At 69.8% G+C, this 19,625-nt stretch carries 19 protein-coding genes and 1 pseudogene; 16 read left to right on the top strand and 4 right to left on the bottom strand.

Translation table 11 applies throughout. The features are described from left to right. Positions 1-96: 96 nt before the first annotated feature. Positions 97-211, top strand: a pseudogene (locus AB0J04_RS13600) (IS5/IS1182 family transposase); the annotation flags it as partial. Positions 212-262: 51 nt separating this feature from the next. Here AB0J04_RS13600 and AB0J04_RS13595 read toward each other — a convergent pair. Then, on the bottom strand, positions 263-439 hold the full coding sequence (locus AB0J04_RS13595; RefSeq protein ID WP_363168536.1) for a DUF397 domain-containing protein: 177 nt from the start codon (positions 437-439) through the stop codon (positions 263-265). A 10-nt stretch (positions 440-449) separates the two neighbouring features. Continuing rightward, entirely contained in the window at positions 450-1,301 is an 852-nt protein-coding gene (locus AB0J04_RS13590) for a helix-turn-helix transcriptional regulator (protein WP_363168535.1), read from the bottom strand. 243 nt (positions 1,302-1,544) lie between these two features. On the opposite strand from AB0J04_RS13590, the gene AB0J04_RS13585 reads away from it, so the two are divergent. The 9 genes from AB0J04_RS13585 to AB0J04_RS13545 all read left to right on the top strand — a co-directional run bounded on the left by AB0J04_RS13585 (position 1,545) and on the right by AB0J04_RS13545 (position 11,482). Further along, complete coding sequence (locus AB0J04_RS13585) at positions 1,545-2,006, top strand: ATP-binding protein (protein ID WP_363168533.1); 462 nt, start codon at positions 1,545-1,547, stop codon at positions 2,004-2,006. After that, the gene (locus tag AB0J04_RS13580) at positions 2,003-2,218 is read left to right on the top strand and encodes a hypothetical protein (protein ID WP_363168532.1); all 216 of its coding nucleotides are present in this window, start codon (positions 2,003-2,005) and stop codon (positions 2,216-2,218) included. Before AB0J04_RS13585 ends, AB0J04_RS13580 begins: the two co-directional genes overlap by 4 nt. A gap of 262 nt (positions 2,219-2,480) precedes the next feature. Further along, positions 2,481-2,801 (top strand): 50S ribosomal protein L21, encoded by a 321-nt coding sequence (gene rplU / locus AB0J04_RS13575; RefSeq protein WP_030601628.1) that lies wholly within the window; start codon positions 2,481-2,483, stop codon positions 2,799-2,801. Positions 2,802-2,815: 14 nt separating this feature from the next. After that, on the top strand, positions 2,816-3,073 hold the full coding sequence (gene rpmA / locus AB0J04_RS13570) for a 50S ribosomal protein L27 (RefSeq protein ID WP_363168531.1): 258 nt from the start codon (positions 2,816-2,818) through the stop codon (positions 3,071-3,073). A gap of 133 nt (positions 3,074-3,206) precedes the next feature. Further along, positions 3,207-4,643: a GTPase ObgE gene (gene obgE, locus AB0J04_RS13565; RefSeq protein WP_363168530.1), complete on the top strand. Its 1,437-nt coding sequence runs from the start codon at positions 3,207-3,209 to the stop codon at positions 4,641-4,643. A gap of 166 nt (positions 4,644-4,809) precedes the next feature. After that, positions 4,810-6,024: a hypothetical protein gene (locus tag AB0J04_RS13560; protein WP_363168529.1), complete on the top strand. Its 1,215-nt coding sequence runs from the start codon at positions 4,810-4,812 to the stop codon at positions 6,022-6,024. A gap of 287 nt (positions 6,025-6,311) precedes the next feature. Continuing rightward, positions 6,312-7,811: a bifunctional cytidylyltransferase/SDR family oxidoreductase gene (locus AB0J04_RS13555; RefSeq protein WP_363168528.1), complete on the top strand. Its 1,500-nt coding sequence runs from the start codon at positions 6,312-6,314 to the stop codon at positions 7,809-7,811. A gap of 158 nt (positions 7,812-7,969) precedes the next feature. Beyond that, positions 7,970-10,078, top strand: a complete 2,109-nt coding sequence (locus AB0J04_RS13550) for a hypothetical protein (protein WP_363168527.1) — start codon at positions 7,970-7,972, stop codon at positions 10,076-10,078. Between the two features lie 174 nt (positions 10,079-10,252). Next, positions 10,253-11,482, top strand: coding sequence for a glycosyltransferase family 2 protein (locus AB0J04_RS13545; RefSeq protein ID WP_363168526.1), 1,230 nt, complete (start codon positions 10,253-10,255; stop codon positions 11,480-11,482). Between the two features lie 78 nt (positions 11,483-11,560). On the opposite strand, the gene AB0J04_RS13540 is transcribed toward AB0J04_RS13545, so the two are convergent. Then, a complete protein-coding gene (locus AB0J04_RS13540; protein ID WP_363168525.1) occupies positions 11,561-12,838 on the bottom strand; it encodes a polysaccharide pyruvyl transferase family protein in 1,278 nt (425 codons plus the stop codon). A 143-nt stretch (positions 12,839-12,981) separates the two neighbouring features. On the opposite strand from AB0J04_RS13540, the gene proB reads away from it, so the two are divergent. The 5 genes from proB (at position 12,982) to AB0J04_RS13515 (ending at position 18,064) form a co-directional block, all read left to right on the top strand. Beyond that, entirely contained in the window at positions 12,982-14,088 is a 1,107-nt protein-coding gene (proB, locus tag AB0J04_RS13535) for a glutamate 5-kinase (protein WP_363168545.1), read from the top strand. A gap of 158 nt (positions 14,089-14,246) precedes the next feature. Beyond that, the gene (locus AB0J04_RS13530; RefSeq protein WP_363168524.1) at positions 14,247-14,789 is read left to right on the top strand and encodes a hypothetical protein; all 543 of its coding nucleotides are present in this window, start codon (positions 14,247-14,249) and stop codon (positions 14,787-14,789) included. A 111-nt stretch (positions 14,790-14,900) separates the two neighbouring features. Further along, positions 14,901-16,187, top strand: a complete 1,287-nt coding sequence (locus tag AB0J04_RS13525) for a glutamate-5-semialdehyde dehydrogenase (protein ID WP_363168523.1) — start codon at positions 14,901-14,903, stop codon at positions 16,185-16,187. 93 nt (positions 16,188-16,280) lie between these two features. Beyond that, on the top strand, positions 16,281-16,865 hold the full coding sequence (locus AB0J04_RS13520) for a hypothetical protein (protein WP_363168522.1): 585 nt from the start codon (positions 16,281-16,283) through the stop codon (positions 16,863-16,865). Positions 16,866-16,987: 122 nt separating this feature from the next. Continuing rightward, complete coding sequence (locus AB0J04_RS13515) at positions 16,988-18,064, top strand: hypothetical protein (protein WP_363168521.1); 1,077 nt, start codon at positions 16,988-16,990, stop codon at positions 18,062-18,064. A gap of 31 nt (positions 18,065-18,095) precedes the next feature. Here the strand turns inward: AB0J04_RS13515 and AB0J04_RS13510 are convergent, their stop codons facing one another. Then, positions 18,096-19,247, bottom strand: a complete 1,152-nt coding sequence (locus AB0J04_RS13510; protein WP_363168544.1) for a M48 family metallopeptidase — start codon at positions 19,245-19,247, stop codon at positions 18,096-18,098. 136 nt (positions 19,248-19,383) lie between these two features. Here AB0J04_RS13510 and AB0J04_RS13505 point away from each other — a divergent pair, with 136 nt between their 5' ends. Then, positions 19,384-19,545 (top strand): hypothetical protein, encoded by a 162-nt coding sequence (locus AB0J04_RS13505; RefSeq protein ID WP_363168520.1) that lies wholly within the window; start codon positions 19,384-19,386, stop codon positions 19,543-19,545. Positions 19,546-19,625 lie beyond the last annotated feature (80 nt).

The raw sequence follows: 19,625 nt of genomic DNA, 5'->3' as shown, positions 1-19,625 counted from the left end.
TCAGCGGCCTCGACGGACTCGGCCTCGGTCACGTTGTCGCTGGTCATCGATGCATCTTCCTTGATCAGGAGTTACACCGATCGTTTTACAGTCCCGCTCAAAACCACCTTCAAGGGCCCTGCGTAAGGTCAGCCTCGACCCCAGCCGCATCACGAAGATCGCCGCCGCAGCCCTCGTCCTGCTTCAGCTCGAGTACGGCCGCACCATCTGAACGATCACGCAACGGCACGATCCATTACTGGGAAAGGCTCGATGTGTTGCTTCAGTCGTTGCGCAGGCGGGCTATCAGGGACCCGAGTTGGCTCGGGCTGATGGGGAGGATGGTTTCCGGTTCGTCGCTTTCGCGGAGGAGGATCGTTCCGGCGGGGGTGGTGGCGAGGTAGACGCAGGCGGAGCCTTCTTCGCTGTACGTCGATTTCTGCCAGTTCCGTTCGGTCATATGTCGTCTCTCAGGTGTCTTGGGCGACGCGGTGGATGAGGTCGCGAGAGGCGGCGGGTTTCAGGGCGACTGCCTCCATACGGTCCAGCACGAGACGGTACTTCTCCAACTGTCCTGCTGCATCGACGAGTTCGCTGCCGTGGGCGGTGTCGACCTCCACCGTGTCGAGGGTCGGCACCGGACCGTGGAAGTAGTCCACGGCGTGGCCTGTGGTGGGGAACGACGTGCCGTTGAAGGGGATTACGCGGAGGGAGACGTTGGCCTGCTCGCTGGCTTCGACCAGATGTTCCAGTTGGGCCCGGGCCACCTCGCGGCCGCCGAACTGCATCCGCAGGGCGGCCTCGTGGACGATCGCGGTGTATGGCGGGGGCTGCTCGCGATAGAGGATGGCCTGGCGCTTGATGCGGTGGGAGATGCGGTACTCGATCTCGTGCGGGCGCAGGGACGGAACCGCCTCGCGGAACAACGCGCGGGCGTGCTCCGGGGTCTGCAGCAGGCCCGGGATGTTGATGACCTGCGTGACGCGTAGAGCAGTGGCGTGGTGTTCCAGTTCGGCGAGATCCAGCAGGCGGGAAGGCAGTGTGTCCCGGTACTCCTCCCACCAGCCGCGTGTTCGGTCCGCCGCCATGACGGCTAGGGCGTCGACCAAGCTCTGGTCCGTGCAGCCGTAGATGTGGGCGAGGGTGCGCACGCGTTCCGCGCTGATGCCGAAGCGGTTGGCCTCGATGTTGCTGACCTGCGCCTGAGTCGTGCCCAGAGAGCGAGCGGCCTCGGCGGCGGTCATTCCGGCCCGTTCCCGCAGGCGGCGTAGCTCGATGCCGATGCGGAGGCGGCGGGCTGTAGGGACGCTTCGCGGTGCCAAGTCCTCGCTCCGTTCCGTACGTCTGTTGTGGAGGCCACTCGCACGAGCTAAATCCCTGAACCTTTTGCTTGATAGTGCAAAACCTTCAGGGGCTGAAGCCTACGGTGAGTCCCGAGCCGCTCAACCGACCCCGCCGATACGCCGGAAGCGCACCGCATCGCACCTGCAAGCGCGCGGCACTGCCACCGCCCGGCCGGGCCGGAGCGTCGAGCGAACCAACTTCCCCCACTGCAGGAGGCGTTCATGGTCACCGTATCTCTGTCGGAGTGCGAAGCGGCCCCAACTTGGGCGTACGCCCTCCAACTGCCCCACGATCCGCGAGCCGCGCGCATCGCCCGCGTCACCCTCCGAGCCGTCCTCGCCGGACACGGCATGTCGCAACTCCAGGATTCCGCCGAGCTGTTGGCCACCGAGCTCGTCACCAACGCCTACCGGCACTCCACCGGCCCGGCCACCCTCCGCCTCCGCGGGCTCGGTCGAGGTCGGCTCCGGGTGAGCGTCTGGGACGCCAACCCCCACATCCCGCCTCCCTTCGGAAAGCGGTCCGGGCCCCGCCGTCTCCCCGTCCCGACAGGCCCGGACGCGGAGGCTGGGCGCGGGCTCTTCCTCGTATGTCACTACGCCGAGACGTGGGGCGGGTATCCGCTCGGCGGCGGCCTCTCCGGGAGCGGCGGGAAACTTCTGTGGTGCGAGGTCGGCGGGTGAGCGTTGCCGAGGGGCGGGCGGCTGTCACAGCCCGGCGCCGCGGGGGCGGGGAGATCAACGTCATGTGGGATCCGTCTCCCAAGGGGTACCGGTCCCGGACCGACGTTCCGTTCGGGCGGCCCGTGCGCATCCCCGCCCCGTTCGACTTCGAGCTCGACACGTCCGGGTTCGCCGTCGAGGAGGCCGTGGCCTCGGAGGACGAGCAGCGGTGAGCGGCGGCCTCGGAGGGCGGGCAGCGGTGAGCGGCGGCCCCGGAGGACGAGCAGCGGTGAGCGGCGGGCACGGCTCGGTTTGACCCCCTGCGCACCCGCCCCGTAGCCTTGACCCTCGGCGTGTCGGTTGGCATGCCACATCCTCGTAAACCCTCTTCCTCCCGGGTACCGGTACCTCGGTGGTCGGGAGAGGCCGCCCGTGTTCGTTCCCGGGTGGCTGGACTGCGGGGATGCCGTCCCAGAGCGAGAGAGTGAGATCAGCGTGTACGCCATCGTGCGCAGCGGTGGTCGCCAGCACAAGGTTGCTGTCGGCGACATCGTTGAGGTTGACAAGATTTCCACTGCCAAGGTTGGCGACACGGTCGAGCTCTCGACCCTGCTCGTTGTCGACGGCGAGGCTGTCACCAGCGACCCGTGGGTGCTGGCCGGCATCAAGGTCCAGGCCGAGGTCGTGGACCACCACAAGGGCGTCAAGATCGACATCCTTCGCTACAAGAACAAGACCGGCTACCGCCGTCGTCAGGGCCACCGCCAGCAGTACACGGCGATCAAGGTCACTGAGATCCCCGCGGCTGCGAAGTAAGGGACTGAGGAGAGATGGCACACAAGAAGGGCGCATCGTCCACCCGGAACGGTCGCGACTCCAACGCTCAGCGGCTCGGCGTGAAGCGCTTCGGCGGTCAGGTCGTCAACGCGGGTGAGATCCTGGTCCGCCAGCGTGGCACCCACTTCCACCCGGGCGCCGGTGTCGGCCGCGGTGGCGACGACACGCTGTTCGCCCTCGAGGCCGGTTCGGTGCAGTTCGGCACCCACCGTGGCCGCAAGGTCGTGAACATCGTTCCGGTCGCCGCCTGAGCCCAGGGCTTAGACACAGACCGAACATTTCGCGAGGCGGACCTCACTTCCCTTTCGGGAAGGCGGGTCCGCCTTTCGCGTGTTACGCAAGAGACCGAACTCGTACGTTTTCGCAGTGCTGGAGGCACCTACCATGACCACCTTCGTGGACCGCGTCGAACTCCATGTCGCCGCGGGTAACGGAGGCCACGGCTGTGCCTCCGTCCACCGTGAGAAGTTCAAGCCGCTCGGTGGCCCCGACGGGGGCAACGGCGGCCGTGGCGGCGATGTGATCCTGGTCGTCGACCAGTCGATCACCACGCTCCTCGACTACCACCACAAGCCCCACCGCAGCGCCACCAACGGCAAGCCCGGCGAGGGCGGCAACCGCTCCGGCAAGGACGGCCAGGACCTGATCCTGCCGGTCCCGGACGGCACCGTGATCCAGGACAAGGCCGGCAACGTGCTGGCGGACCTGGTCGGGCACGGGACGTCCTACGTCGCCGCCCAGGGGGGTCGCGGCGGCCTCGGCAACGCGGCGCTGGCCTCGGCCCGCCGCAAGGCGCCCGGCTTCGCGCTGCTCGGCGTGCCCGGCGACCTCCAGGACATCGTCCTGGAGCTGAAGACGGTCGCGGACGTGGCCCTCGTCGGCTACCCGAGCGCGGGCAAGTCGTCGCTGATCTCCGTCCTGTCCGCCGCCAAGCCGAAGATCGCGGACTACCCGTTCACCACCCTGGTGCCGAACCTGGGCGTGGTGACCGCCGGCTCGACCGTCTACACCATCGCCGACGTCCCCGGGCTCATCCCGGGCGCCAGCCAGGGCAAGGGCCTCGGCCTGGAGTTCCTGCGCCACGTCGAGCGGTGCAGCGTGCTCGTGCACGTGCTGGACACGGCGACCCTGGAGTCCGAGCGCGACCCGCTCTCCGACCTCGACATCATCGAGGAGGAACTCAAGCAGTACGGCGGTCTCGGCAACCGGCCGCGGCTCGTGGTGCTCAACAAGATCGACGTCCCCGACGGCAAGGACCTCGCCGAGATGGTCCGCCCGGAGCTGGAGGAGCGCGGCTACCGCGTCTTCGAGGTGTCCGCGGTGGCTCACATGGGCCTGAAGGAGCTGTCGTTCGCCCTCGCCGAGATGGTGGGCGCGGCGCGCGCGGCCAAGCCGAAGGAGGAGGCGACCCGGGTCGTCATCCGTCCGAAGGCGGTCGACGACACCGGCTTCACCGTCAGCCTGGAGGAGGACGGCCTGTTCCGCGTCCGGGGCGAGAAGCCCGAACGCTGGGTGCGGCAGACCGACTTCAACAACGACGAGGCCGTCGGCTACCTCGCCGACCGGCTCAACCGCCTCGGTGTGGAGGACGCGCTGATGAAGGCGGGCGCCCGCGGCGGCGACGGCGTGGCCATCGGTCCCGAGGACAACGCGGTCGTCTTCGACTGGGAGCCGTCCGTGACGGCCGGTGCCGAGATGCTCGGCCGCCGGGGTGAGGACCACCGCTTCGAGGAGCCGCGTCCCGCGACCCAGCGCCGCCGGGACAAGCAGGCCGAACGCGACGAGGCGTCCCAGGAGTTCGAGGGCTTCGAGCCGTTCTAGCCCAGATCCTGACCCGTCCCGGTCCTCGCGGGTAGCCCCGTCCCCGTCCTCGCGGGCCGTGCAGAAAACCTCGAAGTGAAGAACCGCTGACCGGAGCCTGGGACTCATCCGTGCCCCAGGCTCCTCTCAGCGTTTCCCAAGGAAGCTCTCTTACCGTCCCTTGACCATGGAGACGGACTGTACGAGCAATGACGCCGTGGCCCCGGCGAAGCTCTCCCCGCTGCCGCGCGGCACCCGCCTGCTGCACATCGGCCCGCACAAAACCGGGACCACCGCGATCCAGGGCGCCCTCTTCGGGGCGAAGGAGAAGCTGCCGGCGTACGGCGTCGAGTTCCCGGCGCACAGCAGACACCCCATGCAGGCCGTGCTGGCCGCCTGCTCCCGGACCGGGATGATCGGCGACACCAGGCCCACCGAGCGGCACTGGACGCGGCTCGTGGAGCAGGTGCACGCCACCGGCCGCCGCACCTGCGTGATCAGCAGCGAGTTCTTCGCCGACGCCCCGGACGACGCGACGATCGAACGGATCGTCGAGCAGCTCGGCGGGGAGCCGGTGCACGTGCTGGTCACCGTGCGCCCGCTGGGGAAGATCATGCCCTCGCAGTGGCAGCAGTACGTGCAGAACGGTCTGCGCATGGGTTACGAGGAGTGGCTGGAGCACATGCTCCGCAAGGCCCCCTACGAGAAGCCCACCCCCAGCTTCTGGCGCCGGCACCGGCACGACCGGCTGGTCGAGCGGTGGGTGCGGGCGGTCGGCGCCGAGCGGGTCACCGTCGTCGTGGTCGACGACCGGGACCGGGGCGGGCTGATGCGCACGTTCGAGGCGCTGTTAGGGCTGCCGAGGAATCTCCTGCAGCCTGTTCCCGACACCGCGAATCGCTCTCTCACGCTCGCCGAGGCCGAAATGCTGCGGAGTCTCAACAAGGAATTCCGCAGTAACGGGCTGCCCGACGAGCTCTATTCCAAGCTGGTGCGCAACGGCGCGGTCTTCCATATGAAGAACATATGTAGTCCCACCACCCGGGATGTGAAGATCTCCACGCCCGGCTGGGCGGTCGAAGCCGCCGCCGAGATCGGTGCCGAGACGGCCTCTCGGATTGAGTTGACGGGCGTGCGGGTGATCGGCGATCCGGGGCTGTTGTCCGCCGCGCCCGAGCCCGCGGCGAAGCGGGCCGGGGAGCGGGTCGAGGAGCGGGCGCAGGAGTGGGCCGGGGAGGCCCGGATCGCGCCCGAGGTGGCCGCGCACGCCTTGTACGGAGCGCTCGCGGCGGTGGCCGCAGGGCCCGGCGGGGCCTCGGCCCGCCCGGTGCACCAGACCTCGTCGAAGGAGCTCGTGCGGGTGCTCGGACACCGCTGCCTCAAACGGCTGCGGCGGCGCTGACGTCTCTCGGCAGCCGTTAGAGTCACCCGTGTCACGCATGTTGCTGCAGATGCCGCTACAGATGTCGCAGCGCATGTCACTCTCGGCAATGCGTTAACCCTGTGGAGTTACTCACAGGATTTCCAGGGGGTTTCGGGGGAAGCCGCAACGGTGTCTCGGCAATCGTCAGCGGCACAAGGTGAATGCCAGGTTGCGTACACATTTGCAGTCGACGGCGCTCACCTTGCATCGCGGTAACCGCAAGTGGGACCATTTCCGCGTCCCTGTCCTCTCAAGGTAGGTCTTCTGTGTCCCAGCTGATAGCCAAGCCCCGTACCACCGCAGTGATCCTGGCCGGTGGCACCGGCCAGCGCGTGGGTCTGTCGATTCCCAAGCAGTTGCTGAAGATCGCCGGCAAGGCAGTCATCGAGCACACGCTGACCACCTTCGAGAAGGCCGACTCGGTCGACGACATCATCGTGCTCATGGCCCCGGGCTATGTGCCGGACGTCGAGAAGATCGTGTCCAAGGCCGGGTTCAAGAAGGTCCGGGCGATCATCGAGGGCGGCTCCACGCGGAACGAGACGACCGAGCGCGCCATCGCCGCCCTGGGCGAGGGGCTGGCCGAGGGCGAGGACCTCAACGTCCTCTTCCACGACGCCGTCCGCCCCCTGCTCTCGCAGCGCGTCATCGACGACTGCGTCACGGCGCTGGAGCGCTACCAGGCGGTCGACGTGGCCATCCCGTCCGCGGACACCATCATCGTCACGCGCACGCACGGCGAGGACGGCGAGTTCATCACCGAGATCCCGGACCGCTCCCGGCTGCGCCGCGGCCAGACCCCGCAGGCGTTCAAGCTGTCCACCATCCGCCGGGCCTACGAGGTGGCGGCGGGCGACCCCAACTTCCAGGCCACGGACGACTGCACCGTCGTGCTGCGCTACCTGCCGGACGTGCCGATCCACGTCGTGGCGGGCGACGAGTACAACATGAAGGTGACTCAGCCCGTCGACGTCTTCATCGCCGACAAGCTCTTCCAGCTGGCGTCCTCCGCCACCCCCGAGCAGAACGGCGAGGAGGTCTACCGCGAGCTGCTCACCGGCCGGACCGTGGTCGTCTTCGGCGGTTCGTACGGCATCGGCAAGGACATCGCCGAACTCGCCGAGGCCCACGGCGCCAAGGTCTACGCCCTGGGCCGGTCCACCACCGGCACGCACGTGGAGAACCCGGAGGAGGTCGACGACGCCCTGTCGAAGGCCTACAGCGAGACCGGGCGCGTCGACTACGTCGTCAACACCGCGGGCGTGCTGCGCATCGGCAAGCTGGCCGAGACCGACAACGCGACCATCGAGGAAGCGCTGAAAGTCAACTACCTGGCGCCTGTGCAGATCGCACGTTCGGCTTACAAGTATCTCGCCGAGACGAAGGGCCAGTTGCTGCTGTACACCTCCAGCAGTTACACCCGCGGCCGCGCCGAGTACAGCCTCTACTCCTCGACCAAGGCCGCCATGGTGAATCTCACCCAGGCCCTGTCGGACGAGTGGGCCGGGGACGGCATCCGGGTGAACTGCGTCAATCCGGAGCGCACGGCGACGCCGATGCGCACCAAGGCCTTCGGGCAGGAGCCCGCGGGCAGTCTGCTCTCCTCCGAGGCGGTCGCCCGCACCTCGCTCGACGTGATGCTTTCCGAGCTCACGGGGCATGTCATCGACGTCCGCCAGCAGGATCCGACAGCGGCCGCCGGCAAGGCGTCCGGCTTCGAGCAGGCACTCGCCGACGTACTGGACCGACAGAACGGCGTGGCATAATCGTGATCAAATAGCCATCGATTTTTCAGGCCTCTGTCGCTCCTTGTTTACGGAGAATTCACAGAGGCCTGAACCGTAAAAATTCCGAAACCTTCAAAAAGGATTTTCCGGACTTTTAAGTACCTATGAACCGGCCCCCTCCCAGAGCAGGTTTCCCCGTGATATCCACCGCTATTCGCGTAGCCCGGGTGGGCAGCGCGGCCGAACTGGCCGCAGCGGTCCTCATGATGCTGGGCTACCCCGGTCTCATGGCGGCCGCGCTCGTGCCGAGCGCCCCCGCCTTCGCCGCCGCGGCCGCCGTGACGTACCTGGCGGACCTCTACCTCCACCGCAAGGGCAGTCGCCTCATCGGGCTCCTGTCCAAGGTGCGGGCAGGTCTGTCCACCCGGTTCCTGGTCCGCGAACTGCTGCTGATCCTGCTGCTGGCGAGACTCGGCCTCTCCCAGGAGCCGGTCTTCTACGCGGCGATCGCGTGCTTCACGGTGTTCTTCGGTCTACAGGCCCCGCACGGCGCGCTGGCCACCCTGATCGGCAAGCGCCGCCAGATGCCGGTCGTGACCAGGAACGTCGACCTGGCCTCCCGGCTGGCCATACCGGACGCCCCGCCGCGTCTGCTGCTGAGCCGGGCCACCGTGAAGATGCTCCACCTCGACCTCGCGGCCGTCGTGGGCCTGCTCGTGTGCGCGTTCAGCGGCTCCGGCGCCGACTCGGTCGCGGTGCTCCCGGGGTTCGTCGGCATCGCCGTCACCCTGGGCCTGGGCACGCTGTACGTCCTCGCGCTGGTGCCGTACCTGCGGGCGAGGCGGCTGCCGCCGAAGGCCGGCAAGGTCCTGGGCACGGTCAGCGCCTGGCTGCGCGAGTACCGGCCGCAGACGGTGCTGTACTTCTCCGGCTCCGACGACTCCGCCTACCAGGTCAACATGTGGCTGGAGACGCTGGAGCAGATGGAGGCCCGGCCGCTGGTCATCCTGCGTGAGCGCGTCATCCTGGAGCGGATGGCGCCCACCTCGGTCCCTGTCATCTGCGTGCCCGGGGGGGTGCACCTGATGAACATGGACCTGTCCATGGTGCGGGTCGCGTTGTACTGCGCGAACGTCGGCAAGAACATCCACCTGCTGCGCGTGCCGACCATGAAGCACGTCTTCATCGGCCACGGCGACAGCGACAAGGTCGCCAGCGTCAACCCGTTCAGCAAGGTCTACGACGAGGTGTGGACCGCCGGCCGCGCGGGCCGCGACCGCTACGCCATCGCCGACGTCGGCATCCGCGACGAGGACATCGTCGAGGTCGGCCGCCCGCAGCTCGCGCCGATCCGGCCGTCGAACGGCGTGCCGGCCGACCGCATGCCCACGGTCCTGTACGCGCCCACCTGGGAGGGCTGGGACGACAGCCCGGGCAACACCTCGCTCCTGCTGGCGGGCGAGAACATCGTGCGCAAGCTGGTCGAGGCCGAGCCGCCGGTCCGTGTCGTGTACAAGCCACACCCGTTCACCGGTATGCGCAACGCCAAGGCGGGCGCCGCGCACCGGCGGATCATCGCCCTGGTCAAGAAGGCCGCCGCCGAGCGCGCGGGCGACCCCCGGTTCACCGCGGACCCGGCGGCCCAGGCCGAGGCCAAGGCCGAGCTGACCCGGCTCAAGGCCCGCCTGGACGGTCTCTCGCTGGCCTTCGACGAGCGCGCCGACGAGGCCGTGACGAGCCGCGACGGCATCGTCGACGTCCGTAAGCACCAGGAGGCCGCCCGGCTGCGCGCCGCGTGGAACGAGACCTACTGGCGCTCCTTCCCGTCCTTCGAGCACCGGGTGGTCACCGGGGCCGAACCCCGTCTGTACGACTGTTTCAACGCCTCCGAGGCGATGGTCTCCGACATCTCCAGCGTGGTCTCCGACTTCATCGCGAGCGGCAAGCCGTACGCGGTCACGGACTCCGCGGAGCTGGGCGCGGAGGAGTTCAAGCAGCAGAACACCGCGGTGCGCGCCGCCGTGATCCTCGGCAACAGCGCCACCGAGCTGGACCAACTGCTGGACGCGGTGCGCGCCCCGGTCGGCGATCCGCTGGCCAAGGACCGCAAGGAGCTCAAGGAGTACCTGCTCGGGCCCGACGAGCCCACGTCGCTGGAACGGTTCGACACCGCGCTCACCGACCTCGCGCTGAAGGCCGAGGCGCGCAACGTCGGCGCGAGCTCCCTGGCCGGTGCGATGCTGGGCGCGGTGGACGGCCCGCCGGACGACGAGGCGGAACTGGCCAAGGGCGTGACGACCGCCTGACATCCGTGTTTCCTCGGCCGGGCCCCCGGAGTTCTCACTCCGGGGGTCCGGCTTTTCGTGCATCCTGTGATGTAGAACACGTGTCGCAACCCAGGCAACCCACTCGGTTCATACTCCGTCTATCCGGTATCCAGAGCGTTCTTGTCGAGGATCGGTGCGTGGTGAGAGGGAAAAGTGTCCGTTGCGCAGCCTGACGTCACGGTGGTCATCGGGGCGTACGAAGCGATGCCGTACCTGGTCGAGTGCCTGGCGTCCGTCGAGGCACAGACCCTGGATCCCGCGCGCCTGGAGGTCATAGCCGTCGACGACGGCTCCGGTGACGGCACCGGGGAGTACCTGGAGGAGTTCGCCGCCCGCGTCCCGCTGTCCGTCACCGTGATCCGGCAGGAGAACTCCGGGGGCCCCAGCGGCCCGCGCAACGTAGGCCTCGCCAAGGCCACCGGGCGGTACGTTTTCTTCCTCGACGCCGACGACCGGCTCGGCGCCGAGGCCCTGGAGCGCATGGTCGCCATGGCCGACCGCAACGGCACGGACGTGGTCCTCGGGCGGGTCGAGGGCATAAACCGCAAGCCGCCGAGGTCGATGTGGGGCGAGACGCTCGAACGTACGGACGTCTACTCCTCCAACATAAAGTTCACCCTCAGCGCGCAGAAGCTGTTCCGCCGGGAGTTCCTGGAACGCCACGACATGCGCTTCGACGAGTCCCTGTGGACCGGCGAGGACGCGCTCTTCACCATGGAGGCGTATCTGCGGGCCGACGGAGTCTCCGTGGTCGCCGACTACACCTGCTACTACCTGGTGGGCCGCACCGACGGCAAGCATGTGACGAAGAGCGGGAGCTACACCCTGCGCTTCGACTCCGCGCGCGCCCTGATGGGCCTGCTGGAGCGCCTCGTCCCGCCCGGCGCCAAGCGTGACGTGCTCATGGTCCGCCCCTTCCTCGTCACCGTGCTGCCGCAGTTCGGGCCCATATTCCTGCGCAACGACGAGGAGATACGGCGCACCAAGATGGAGCTGGCCAAGCCGCTCATGGACGCGTACTGGAACGAGGGCGTCGCCCAGCGCCTCATGGTCCACGAGCGGCTGCGCCTGGAGCTGGTGGCCCGGCAGCGCCCCGACCTCCTCGCGGACGTCCTCGAGTTCATCGTGGCCAAGAGCAAGCCGGCCCCGGTCCTGAAGAAGCGCAACACCCAGCTCTACCTGGCCTACCCGCACTACGGCTCCGCCGCGGCCGGCCTCCCCGACCGGATCTACCTCGCCGAACCCCGCGAGGCCAAGGCCTACCCGGGCTGGCGCAAGGACCCCGCCGAGGCCCTGCTGCGCGGCTTCACCCGCAAGGTCCGCCGCAGGCTCGGCAGACTCCGCCGGCGCACCATGAGACCGGGCGGCACTGCGGCGGTGTGAGCAGGCGGCACTGCGGCGGTGTGAGCAGGCGGCCCAGCGGCGGTGCGAGCGGCGGGCGAGCGGTCCACCTGTTCGGCTTCAGGACTTGTTCGGCTTCAGAGCGCGGCGCAGCGGGTCGCCCACGGCACGCTTGGCGCGGCGGTAGATCGACGGCGAGGGGATGACCGAGGCGGCCTTGGCGGCTGCTCTCGCGCCGGTGCGGCTCTTCGCCAGGTCTCGCTTCAACTGGGCGTTCTGGGAGTCGAGTGCGCCGATGCGATGGTGCAGCCAGCCGAATCGGCTCGTCAGCGGGGCGACGTCGGTGTCGTTCCAGGGGCGCAGGCCCGCCGGGAAGGGCAGGGAGCGGAGCTTCTTCTCGAAGGCCGCGCCGCCGTCGCCGTGGGTGAACGTGTTCTGCAGCCCGTTCTTGTCCAGGAACGCGGCGAACCGGTCGAAGCGCTCCTTGTGGTTGCCGGCGAGGCCGGTGAAGTCGGCCTTCTCGTAGAGGTCGGCCGGGTCGAGGTCCTCGGGCACCTCGCTGAGCAGCCGGTGCGGGATCTCGAAGTAGCGGCACAGCTCCAGCGTGCGTGAGTCGAACGCCAGTACGGTCGCGGGCGTGCCGGCCAGCAGCGCCGCGATGTTGCCGTGGGTGCGTGAGCCGAACGAGTAGTCGAACTCGCGCAGATCGTCCATCCAGGTGACCGGGTCGATGTAGACGCGTGCCTTGCCCTCCCGGTACATCGGGTGGTCGGGGTGGGTCGGCATCTCGCGGACCCGGCCGCCCGGGGAGTCCACGTCCCGCCAGTGCAGCTGCTTGGCGTCGCTGATGTTCTGGCCTATGCAGAGCAGGTTCGGATAGCGCTCGTGGGCGCGGGTGATCACCTTGTGCAGACCGCCGCCGCGCACCGCCGTGTGCGAGCCGTTGACGCTGATCCGGGACTGCGCGGTCAGCGCCGCCGCCTTCTTCTCCACGAGCAGCCGGTCGCCGTGCAGGAACATCGACGGGCAGCCGATCGCCTCGACGTCCCGGAAGCCCAGGTCGTGGAGGTAGCGCTCGGTGAACTCGCCCCGCACGCCTATGGAGGCGCTGTGTTCCAGCACCGCCGCGCAGAAGGCGCGCACGCTGCCTTCCATGGGCTTCAGCCGCTCCGGGGCGTAGGTCACCCCGAACTGCGCGCCGACGCCCAGCACCACGACCGGGATCTTCAGCTTCCCGATGAGCCGGGTCAGCCGCTGCAGCCCCGGCTCGAAGGTGGGCCGGAAGGCGTTGGCCAGGGGCACGACGAAGGCGTCGTACTCCTCGTTGATCAGGGCCGCGGCCTTCACATCGGTCCGCATCCCGTTCGAGAAGACCTCGGTGTCCGGCGTGGTCAGCAAAGCATGAGCGAACGGCCGCGCCGCCGGGCCTGTCCGCGAGGTGAAACCCGGGCGCGGCCCCCGTCCCGGTCGCGTAGATTGCCAAACCGGCAATCAGACCTACGCAAGGGGCGAACAACAAGGTGGCAGGGGTGAGGCAGGCCGTGGGCGAGGCCCGCAGGATCGTCGTCAAGGTCGGCTCCTCGTCGCTGACCACCGCCTCCGGCGGGCTCGACGCCGACCGGGTCGACGCGCTCGTCGACGTTCTCGCCAAGAGCCGCAGCGGGGGAGAGAAGGAGATCGTCCTCGTCTCCTCCGGCGCCATCGCCGCGGGGCTCGCCCCGCTGGGCCTGCGCCGCCGCCCCAGGGACCTCGCCCGCCAGCAGGCCGCCGCCAGCGTCGGCCAGGGCCTGTTGGTGGCCCGCTACACCGCCTCCTTCGCCCGCTACGGCGTCCGCGTCGGCCAGGTGCTGCTGACCAGCGACGACATGAGCCGGCGCGCCCACCACCGCAACGCCTCCCGCACCCTCGACAAGCTGCTCGCGATGGGCGCGTTCCCGATCGTCAACGAGAACGACACCGTCGCCACCGACGAGATCCGCTTCGGCGACAACGACCGGCTCGCCGCGCTCGTCGCCCATCTCGTCCACGCCGACCTGCTCGTCCTGCTGTCGGACATCGACGGCGTCTACGACGGCGATCCCGGCAGGCCGGGCACCGCGCGGATCGCCGAGGTGCACGGGCCGCAGGATCTCGCGCACGTCGAGATCGGCAGCGTCGGCAAGGCGGGCATCGGCACCGGCGGCATGGTCACCAAGGTCGAGGCCGCCCGGATCGCGGCCGCCGCCGGCATCCCCGTGGTTCTCACCAGCGCCGTCCACGCGGCCGACGCCTTCGCCGGCGGGGACACCGGCACCTACTTCCACTCCACCGGAAAGCGCTCCGCCGACCGGCTGCTGTGGCTGCAGCACGCGTCCACCCCACAGGGGTCGCTGACCCTGGACGACGGCGCGGTGCGCGCGGTCGTCGAGCGGCGCACGTCGCTGCTGCCGGCCGGGATCGCGGCCGTCGAGGGCGACTTCAGCGCGGGCGATCCGGTCGAGCTGCGGGACGCCTCGGGGCACGCGGTGGCCCGCGGTCTCGTCAACTTCGACGCCAAGGAGATCCCCCGGCTGATCGGCCGGTCGACCAGGGAACTGGCGCGGGAACTGGGCGCGGAGTACGAGCGCGAGGTCGTCCACCGGGACGACCTGGTGATCCTGCACCCGTAAACCCGCTCGAACGGTCCGTACCGGTGGGGGACGTTCCGTGAAACCGCCCCACGGAGCCGTGCGGCCTGCTCAACTTTGTCTCAGGGACACCGGCTGCGGGAGTCCGGCGGGCGACCGCGGGACCCATTCCGCACGAGCGCTGCGTAAAGGAGGCCGTCGTGAGACGAGTGCGCCCTGGGGTGGCAGCGGCCCGTGGGAGTACCGGCGGGACCGGTGCGACGTCGTCGCGTGCGGCTGGTTCGACATCGCCGTCGCCGTCGCGGGCGCCCGGCGAGGAGCGTGCCCTGACCAGTGTGGCGGCCGGTGAGCGGTACCGGGCCCAGGAGGTCGCCGAGTCGAAGGGCGGCCGGCCCGTGGACGTACCCCGGCTGTGGCACGTCACCCTCAGCGTCTCCGGCGAGGAGGCCCCGCTGACGGAGGTCCGGCGCGCTCTCGAACAGCTCGCCCACGACCACCCCTTCCTCCTGACCAGCAGATACGCGGGCGACCACGCCGAGATCCGGTACTGGGAGGAGGCCCGCGACCTGCACGACGCGGCCGCCGTCGCCCTGCGCCTGTGGGGCGAGCACCGCCAGACGGCCGGGCTGCCGCCCTGGGAGATCGTCGGCCTGGAGGTCATCGACCGCCAGACCTACCACCAGCGCATCGCCGAGGGCTACGGCCCGGCCCCGGCGACCCCCGTCGGGGTTCACCCCTACTGACCGCCTCGGGGCGCCGGGGGCCGGTCGCCGGTCGCCGCCGGTCTCGGGATGCCGGTCTCGGGGTGTGGAACGAGCGGTGAAGGGGCCGGTGCGGCGCACTACGCTTCCCTTATGACCACGCTCTCCCCGTACGACTCCATGTCCCCGGTCACCCGCGCCGCCTACCGTGCCAAGGCGGCCGCCGCCGACCTCGCGCCGCTGCCCCGGGCCGCCAAGGACGACGCGCTGCTCGCCATCGCGGACGCGCTGGAGGTCCGTACGAGCGAAATCGTCGAGGCCAACGCCCGGGACATCGCCAAGGCCCGCGAGGCCGGCACCGCCGAATCGGTGATCGACCGGCTGACCCTCACCCCGGAGCGGGTGCGCGCCATCGCCTCGGACGTGCGGGACGTCGTCGCGCTGCCCGACCCGGTCGGCGAGGTCGTTCGCGGCTCCACCCTTCCCAACGGCATCGACCTGCGCCAGGTCCGCGTCCCGCTGGGCGTCGTCGGCATCATCTACGAGGCCCGCCCGAACGTCACCGTGGACGCCGCCGCCCTCTGCCTGAAGTCCGGCAACGCGGTCCTGCTGCGCGGGTCGTCCTCCGCCTACGAGTCGAACACCGCCCTCGTCCGGGTGATCCGGGACGCGGTCGGCGGGGCCGGGCTGCCCGCCGACGCCGTACAGCTGGTGCCCGGCGAGGGCCGCGACAGCGTGCGCGAGCTGATGCGCTCCCGCGGGCTCGTCGACGTCCTCATCCCGCGCGGCGGCGCCTCGCTCATCCAGACCGTCGTCACCGAGTCCACCGTCCCGGTCATCGAGACCGGCACCGGCAACTGCCACGTCTACGTCGACGCCCACGCCGACCTCGACATGGCGATCGACATCCTGATCAACTCCAAGGCGCACCGGGTCAGCGTCTGCAACGCCGCCGAGACCCTCCTCGTCCACCAGGACATCGCCCCCGAGTTCCTGCCCCGCGCCCTCGACGCCCTCGCCGAGGCGGGTGTGACGGTGCACGCCGACGAGCGCGTGCTGGCGTACGCCAAGGACTCCCGGGCGACCGTCGTGGAGGCGACTCCGGAGGACTGGGAGACCGAGTACCTCTCCTACGACATCGCCGCCGCCGTGGTCGACTCGCTGGACAGGGCCGTCGAGCACATCCGGCTGTGGACCTCCGGCCACACCGAGGCCATCGTCACCACCTCCCAGCAGGCCGCCCGCCGCTTCACCCAGTTGGTCGACTCCACCACGGTGGCGGTGAACGCCTCCACCCGCTTCACCGACGGCGGCCAGTTCGGCTTCGGCGCGGAGATCGGCATCTCCACCCAGAAGCTGCACGCCAGGGGACCGATGGGCCTCCCGGAGCTGACCAGCACCAAGTACATCGTCACGGGCGACGGACACGTACGGCGCTGAGCCCCCTCGGGGACGCCGTGACAGGCGTCTCATCCGGCGGATGAATTTCCCTACCGCCTGCCCAAATTGACCCCCCAGGTCTACTCTGGACTCGTGCCGGAGGACGTGGGGGGTATGCCGTTCCCTGACGGCTGGGAGCCCGACGACGATCACGACCGCGGGGTGTCGGACGAAGAGTTCGACTCCGTGGTCTTCGACGAGGCCTTCGTACAGGCGGCCGTGGTGCACGAGCCGACCGCCGTCGAACGCCTCCTTGCCGCCGCGGAAGCGAGAGCCGAGGCCTCCGAGGCCGAGGCCCGCCGATCCCGCGCCAGAGGCGACCGCTACGACGACGCCTACGGCCCCGACGGACCCGGCGATTTCGGCCATGATCCGGACTTCGACGACCTGGAGGACGGCGACCTCCCCGAAGCCTGGGAACGCCGCTACGGCACCACCGGGACCTACGGCAAGCAGGTCCGCTGGCATCGCCCGGTGGCCTGGATGCTCGCCCTCATCATGGGGATCGGCATGGTGGCGCTGGCCTTCGCCGCGGTCTACCGGGGCGCGTCCTCGAGCAGCCGGGACCAGGTGCCGCCGCCCGCCACGACCGGTCTCGAACAGGCGACCGTGCCGCCGCCGTCCGCCTCCGCCGACTATTCCCAGCCACCCGTCCCGGCCGCTCCGCGCACGCCCTGAACGCCTGTGCGGCGCAGGGGTGTGCGAGGACTCCGCGGGTGGGCCCGAGCTGGTGAGAACCTGTCAGAACTTGTCGTACAGCAGGGCGTTTACCTGGGCTCCGTGCGACCTACTCTGAAAGTATGGCCGGGCCTGGAGACCCACCGGAGGGGACACCCGAGGGCACTCCCGGAGGTGGAGAGGACGAGTACCGATCCGTCGTCTTCGACGAATCGTTCGTCCGCGCTGCCCGTATCCAGGAGTACTCCGCGCAGGAACGCATGGCCGACCACGCGCCCGCCGTCCGCACCCGTCCGCCGCTGCGCCGAGGCCGGAGCCTGTCCCGGCAGGCGCTGCTCCTGGTCCTGCTGATCGCCATCGCCTTCGGCACCGCCGTCTACATGGGCCTGCGCAACCCCTACCAGAGTCCGGCCGCGCGCCGGCCCGTCGAACCCCTGCGGATGACCGTCATCCCGCTCTCCCCGCAGGGCGTCGTGCCCGGGGCCGCCGACCCCGAGTCGCTGTTCGCGCACAGCCCCGCCGCCCAGTTCCGCACCGGCGCCGAGGGCATCCCGCTGCCCGCCTCCCGGCGCACCGCGCACTTCTCCGACAGCCAGGTAGTCACCGCCCTGACCACGGCCAAGGACTACATCGTGCACTCCGCCCTCTACCCGGAGGTGCTCACCGGGCAGCAGGTGCGGCCCGTGCGCGCCCTGATCGACGCCGACCAGCTCGACCAGTTCGACGAGAGCTTCAGCCACCCGACCGCCGACGGGCGGCACGCGCCGACCGGCTGGCTGGTCCGCTTCGACCCCGCCCGGGCTCAGCTGGCCGACAGCAGGATCCGCGTCCGGGGCACGCTGGAGGCCGCCGAGACCGACTCCTCGACCCTCGAGGTCACCGCGGACCACACCTTCGTGTACGCCCTACGGCCCACCGGCGCCGCCGCCGACGCCCCGGCCTCCCTCTTCACCGTCCGCCGCGAGCTGCACTTCCGCTTCGACCGCGACGATCTGCGCACCCACCAGGTCCAGCTGGTCGTGGCGTACGTCCAGGCCGGCCCGCTCTCCTGCGCCGAGGACTCCACGAACCACCTGCGCCCGCTGCTCGCCGGCGAGACCGCGAAGACGGGCGGCCCGGCCGGCACGGACCCCTACGCGACCGACGGCGCGACGTCCTTGTGCGGAGCCCTGGCCACGAGCGCCCAACCGAAGCTGTGAGCCCCGGCGGTCCGGAGGCCCGGGGGAGTGGTCAGCTCTTGCCGGGCGGGGGCGTGTCCGTCGGGCCGTCCGGGCCGTCCGGGCGATCCGCGCCGTCGGAGCCGTTCCGCGGCGACTGGTCCTCCGGCGGAGCCGAGGCCGTGAAGCCGCCGAAGCCGCGTCGTACCCGGCCGCCCAGGTCGCCCGCACCGCCCGCGATGTCGCTGACCAGCTTCATCAGCGGGTCCTTGGAGCTCTTGACGCTTGTCGCGTAGTGGGTGGCGGACTCGCGGAAGGAGTCCGTGACCGAGGTGTCCTTGTCCTCGGTGCGCCGCGGGTAGTGCCCGTCCATGATCCGCTGGTGGTCGCGGGACTCGGCCCACTTCTTCAGCTCGGCCGCGCGAACGGTGGTGAAGGGATGCGTACGGGGCAGCACGTTGAGGATCTTCAGCACGGAGTCGCGCAGGTCGCCGCCGGCCTCGTACTCCTCGGCCTGCTTCAGGAACGCGTCCACGTTCATCTCGTGCAGGTGGTTGCCGCCGGCGATCTTCATCAGGCCGCGCATCGAGGCCTTCAGGTCCTGGCCGACGAGGAGGCCCGCGCGGTCGGCGGACAGCTCCGACTTGCGGAACCACTCGCGCAGCGCTGTCACGATCGCCATGATCGCGAGGTTGCCCAACGGGATCCAGGCGACCCGGATCGCCAGGTTGGTCAGGAACAGCAGGATCGTGCGGTACACGGCGTGCCCGGAGAGCGCGTGGCCCACCTCGTGGCCGATGACCGCGCGCATCTCCTCCTCGTCGAGCAGCTCGACGAGCCCGGTGGTGACCATGATGATCGGCTCGTCCAGACCGATGCACATCGCGTTGGGCTGCGGGTCCTGAGTGACGTACATCGGCGGGACCTTCTCCAGGTCCAGGATGTAACAGGCGTCCCGCAGCATGTCGTTGAGGTGCGTGAACTGCTGGTCGGAGACCCGCACCGAGTCGGACAGGAACAGCAGCCGCAGGCTTCGCTCGGGCAGCAGCCCGCTGAGCGCCTTGAACACCGTGTCGAAACCGCTCAGCTTGCGCAGCGCCACCAGGGCGGAGCGGTCCGCCGGATGCTCGTACGCACGGGAGGAGATCCCCGGGAAGCGCCTGCGCTGCCTGCTCGGCACGTTCTCGTGACCGGTGCCGTCCTGCTCGTGGCCGTCGTCGGACATGTCTTCCCCCATGTGCGTCTCTGTGGCCTTTACATGACCCTTTACGGACCTTGTGCGGTCCTTTGCGCCCCCGAAGCAGAGCCCAGCCTAGGCGGAGTTACCTTGGACGGGCACTACACCGAAGGAGTCCCGCGCCATGGAGCACCACCCCGCAGCCGCCTGGCTCACCGAAGCCGTCGGCGCCGCCCAACAGCAGGGGGCGGGGAATCTGCTCCGCGTCGTACTGATCGTGATGGTCCTGGGCTGTGTGCTCACCGCCTGGTTCCTGCTGCGGGGCTACAAGCGGAAGGACGACTGAGCCGGCGGGAAGGTTCCCAATGGCGGAGTCGGCGTGATCGCCGCCGAGCCTCCCGCTTACGATGGGCCGACGTCTTTATC

The organism is Streptomyces sp. NPDC050263 (assembly GCF_040655955.1).
Lineage (GTDB): Bacteria > Actinomycetota > Actinomycetes > Streptomycetales > Streptomycetaceae > Streptomyces.
The sequence above is the reverse complement of the archived record's forward strand: the minus strand, read 5'-3'. Positions and strand labels throughout refer to the sequence as shown.

What these genes read in the sequence shown, in the direction of transcription:
- AB0J04_RS13525 (WP_363168523.1), top strand. Translation starts at nt 14,901, where the DNA reads ATGACCACGCTCTCCCCGTACGACTCCATGTCCCCGGTCACCCGCGCC.
- AB0J04_RS13510 (WP_363168544.1), bottom strand. Translation starts at nt 19,247, where the DNA reads ATGTCCGACGACGGCCACGAGCAGGACGGCACCGGTCACGAGAACGTG.
- AB0J04_RS13585 (WP_363168533.1), top strand. Translation starts at nt 1,545, where the DNA reads ATGGTCACCGTATCTCTGTCGGAGTGCGAAGCGGCCCCAACTTGGGCG.
- rpmA (WP_363168531.1), top strand. Translation starts at nt 2,816, where the DNA reads ATGGCACACAAGAAGGGCGCATCGTCCACCCGGAACGGTCGCGACTCC.
- obgE (WP_363168530.1), top strand. Translation starts at nt 3,207, where the DNA reads ATGACCACCTTCGTGGACCGCGTCGAACTCCATGTCGCCGCGGGTAAC.
- AB0J04_RS13505 (WP_363168520.1), top strand. Translation starts at nt 19,384, where the DNA reads ATGGAGCACCACCCCGCAGCCGCCTGGCTCACCGAAGCCGTCGGCGCC.
- AB0J04_RS13595 (WP_363168536.1), bottom strand. Translation starts at nt 439, where the DNA reads ATGACCGAACGGAACTGGCAGAAATCGACGTACAGCGAAGAAGGCTCC.
- AB0J04_RS13560 (WP_363168529.1), top strand. Translation starts at nt 4,810, where the DNA reads ATGGAGACGGACTGTACGAGCAATGACGCCGTGGCCCCGGCGAAGCTC.
- AB0J04_RS13515 (WP_363168521.1), top strand. Translation starts at nt 16,988, where the DNA reads ATGGCCGGGCCTGGAGACCCACCGGAGGGGACACCCGAGGGCACTCCC.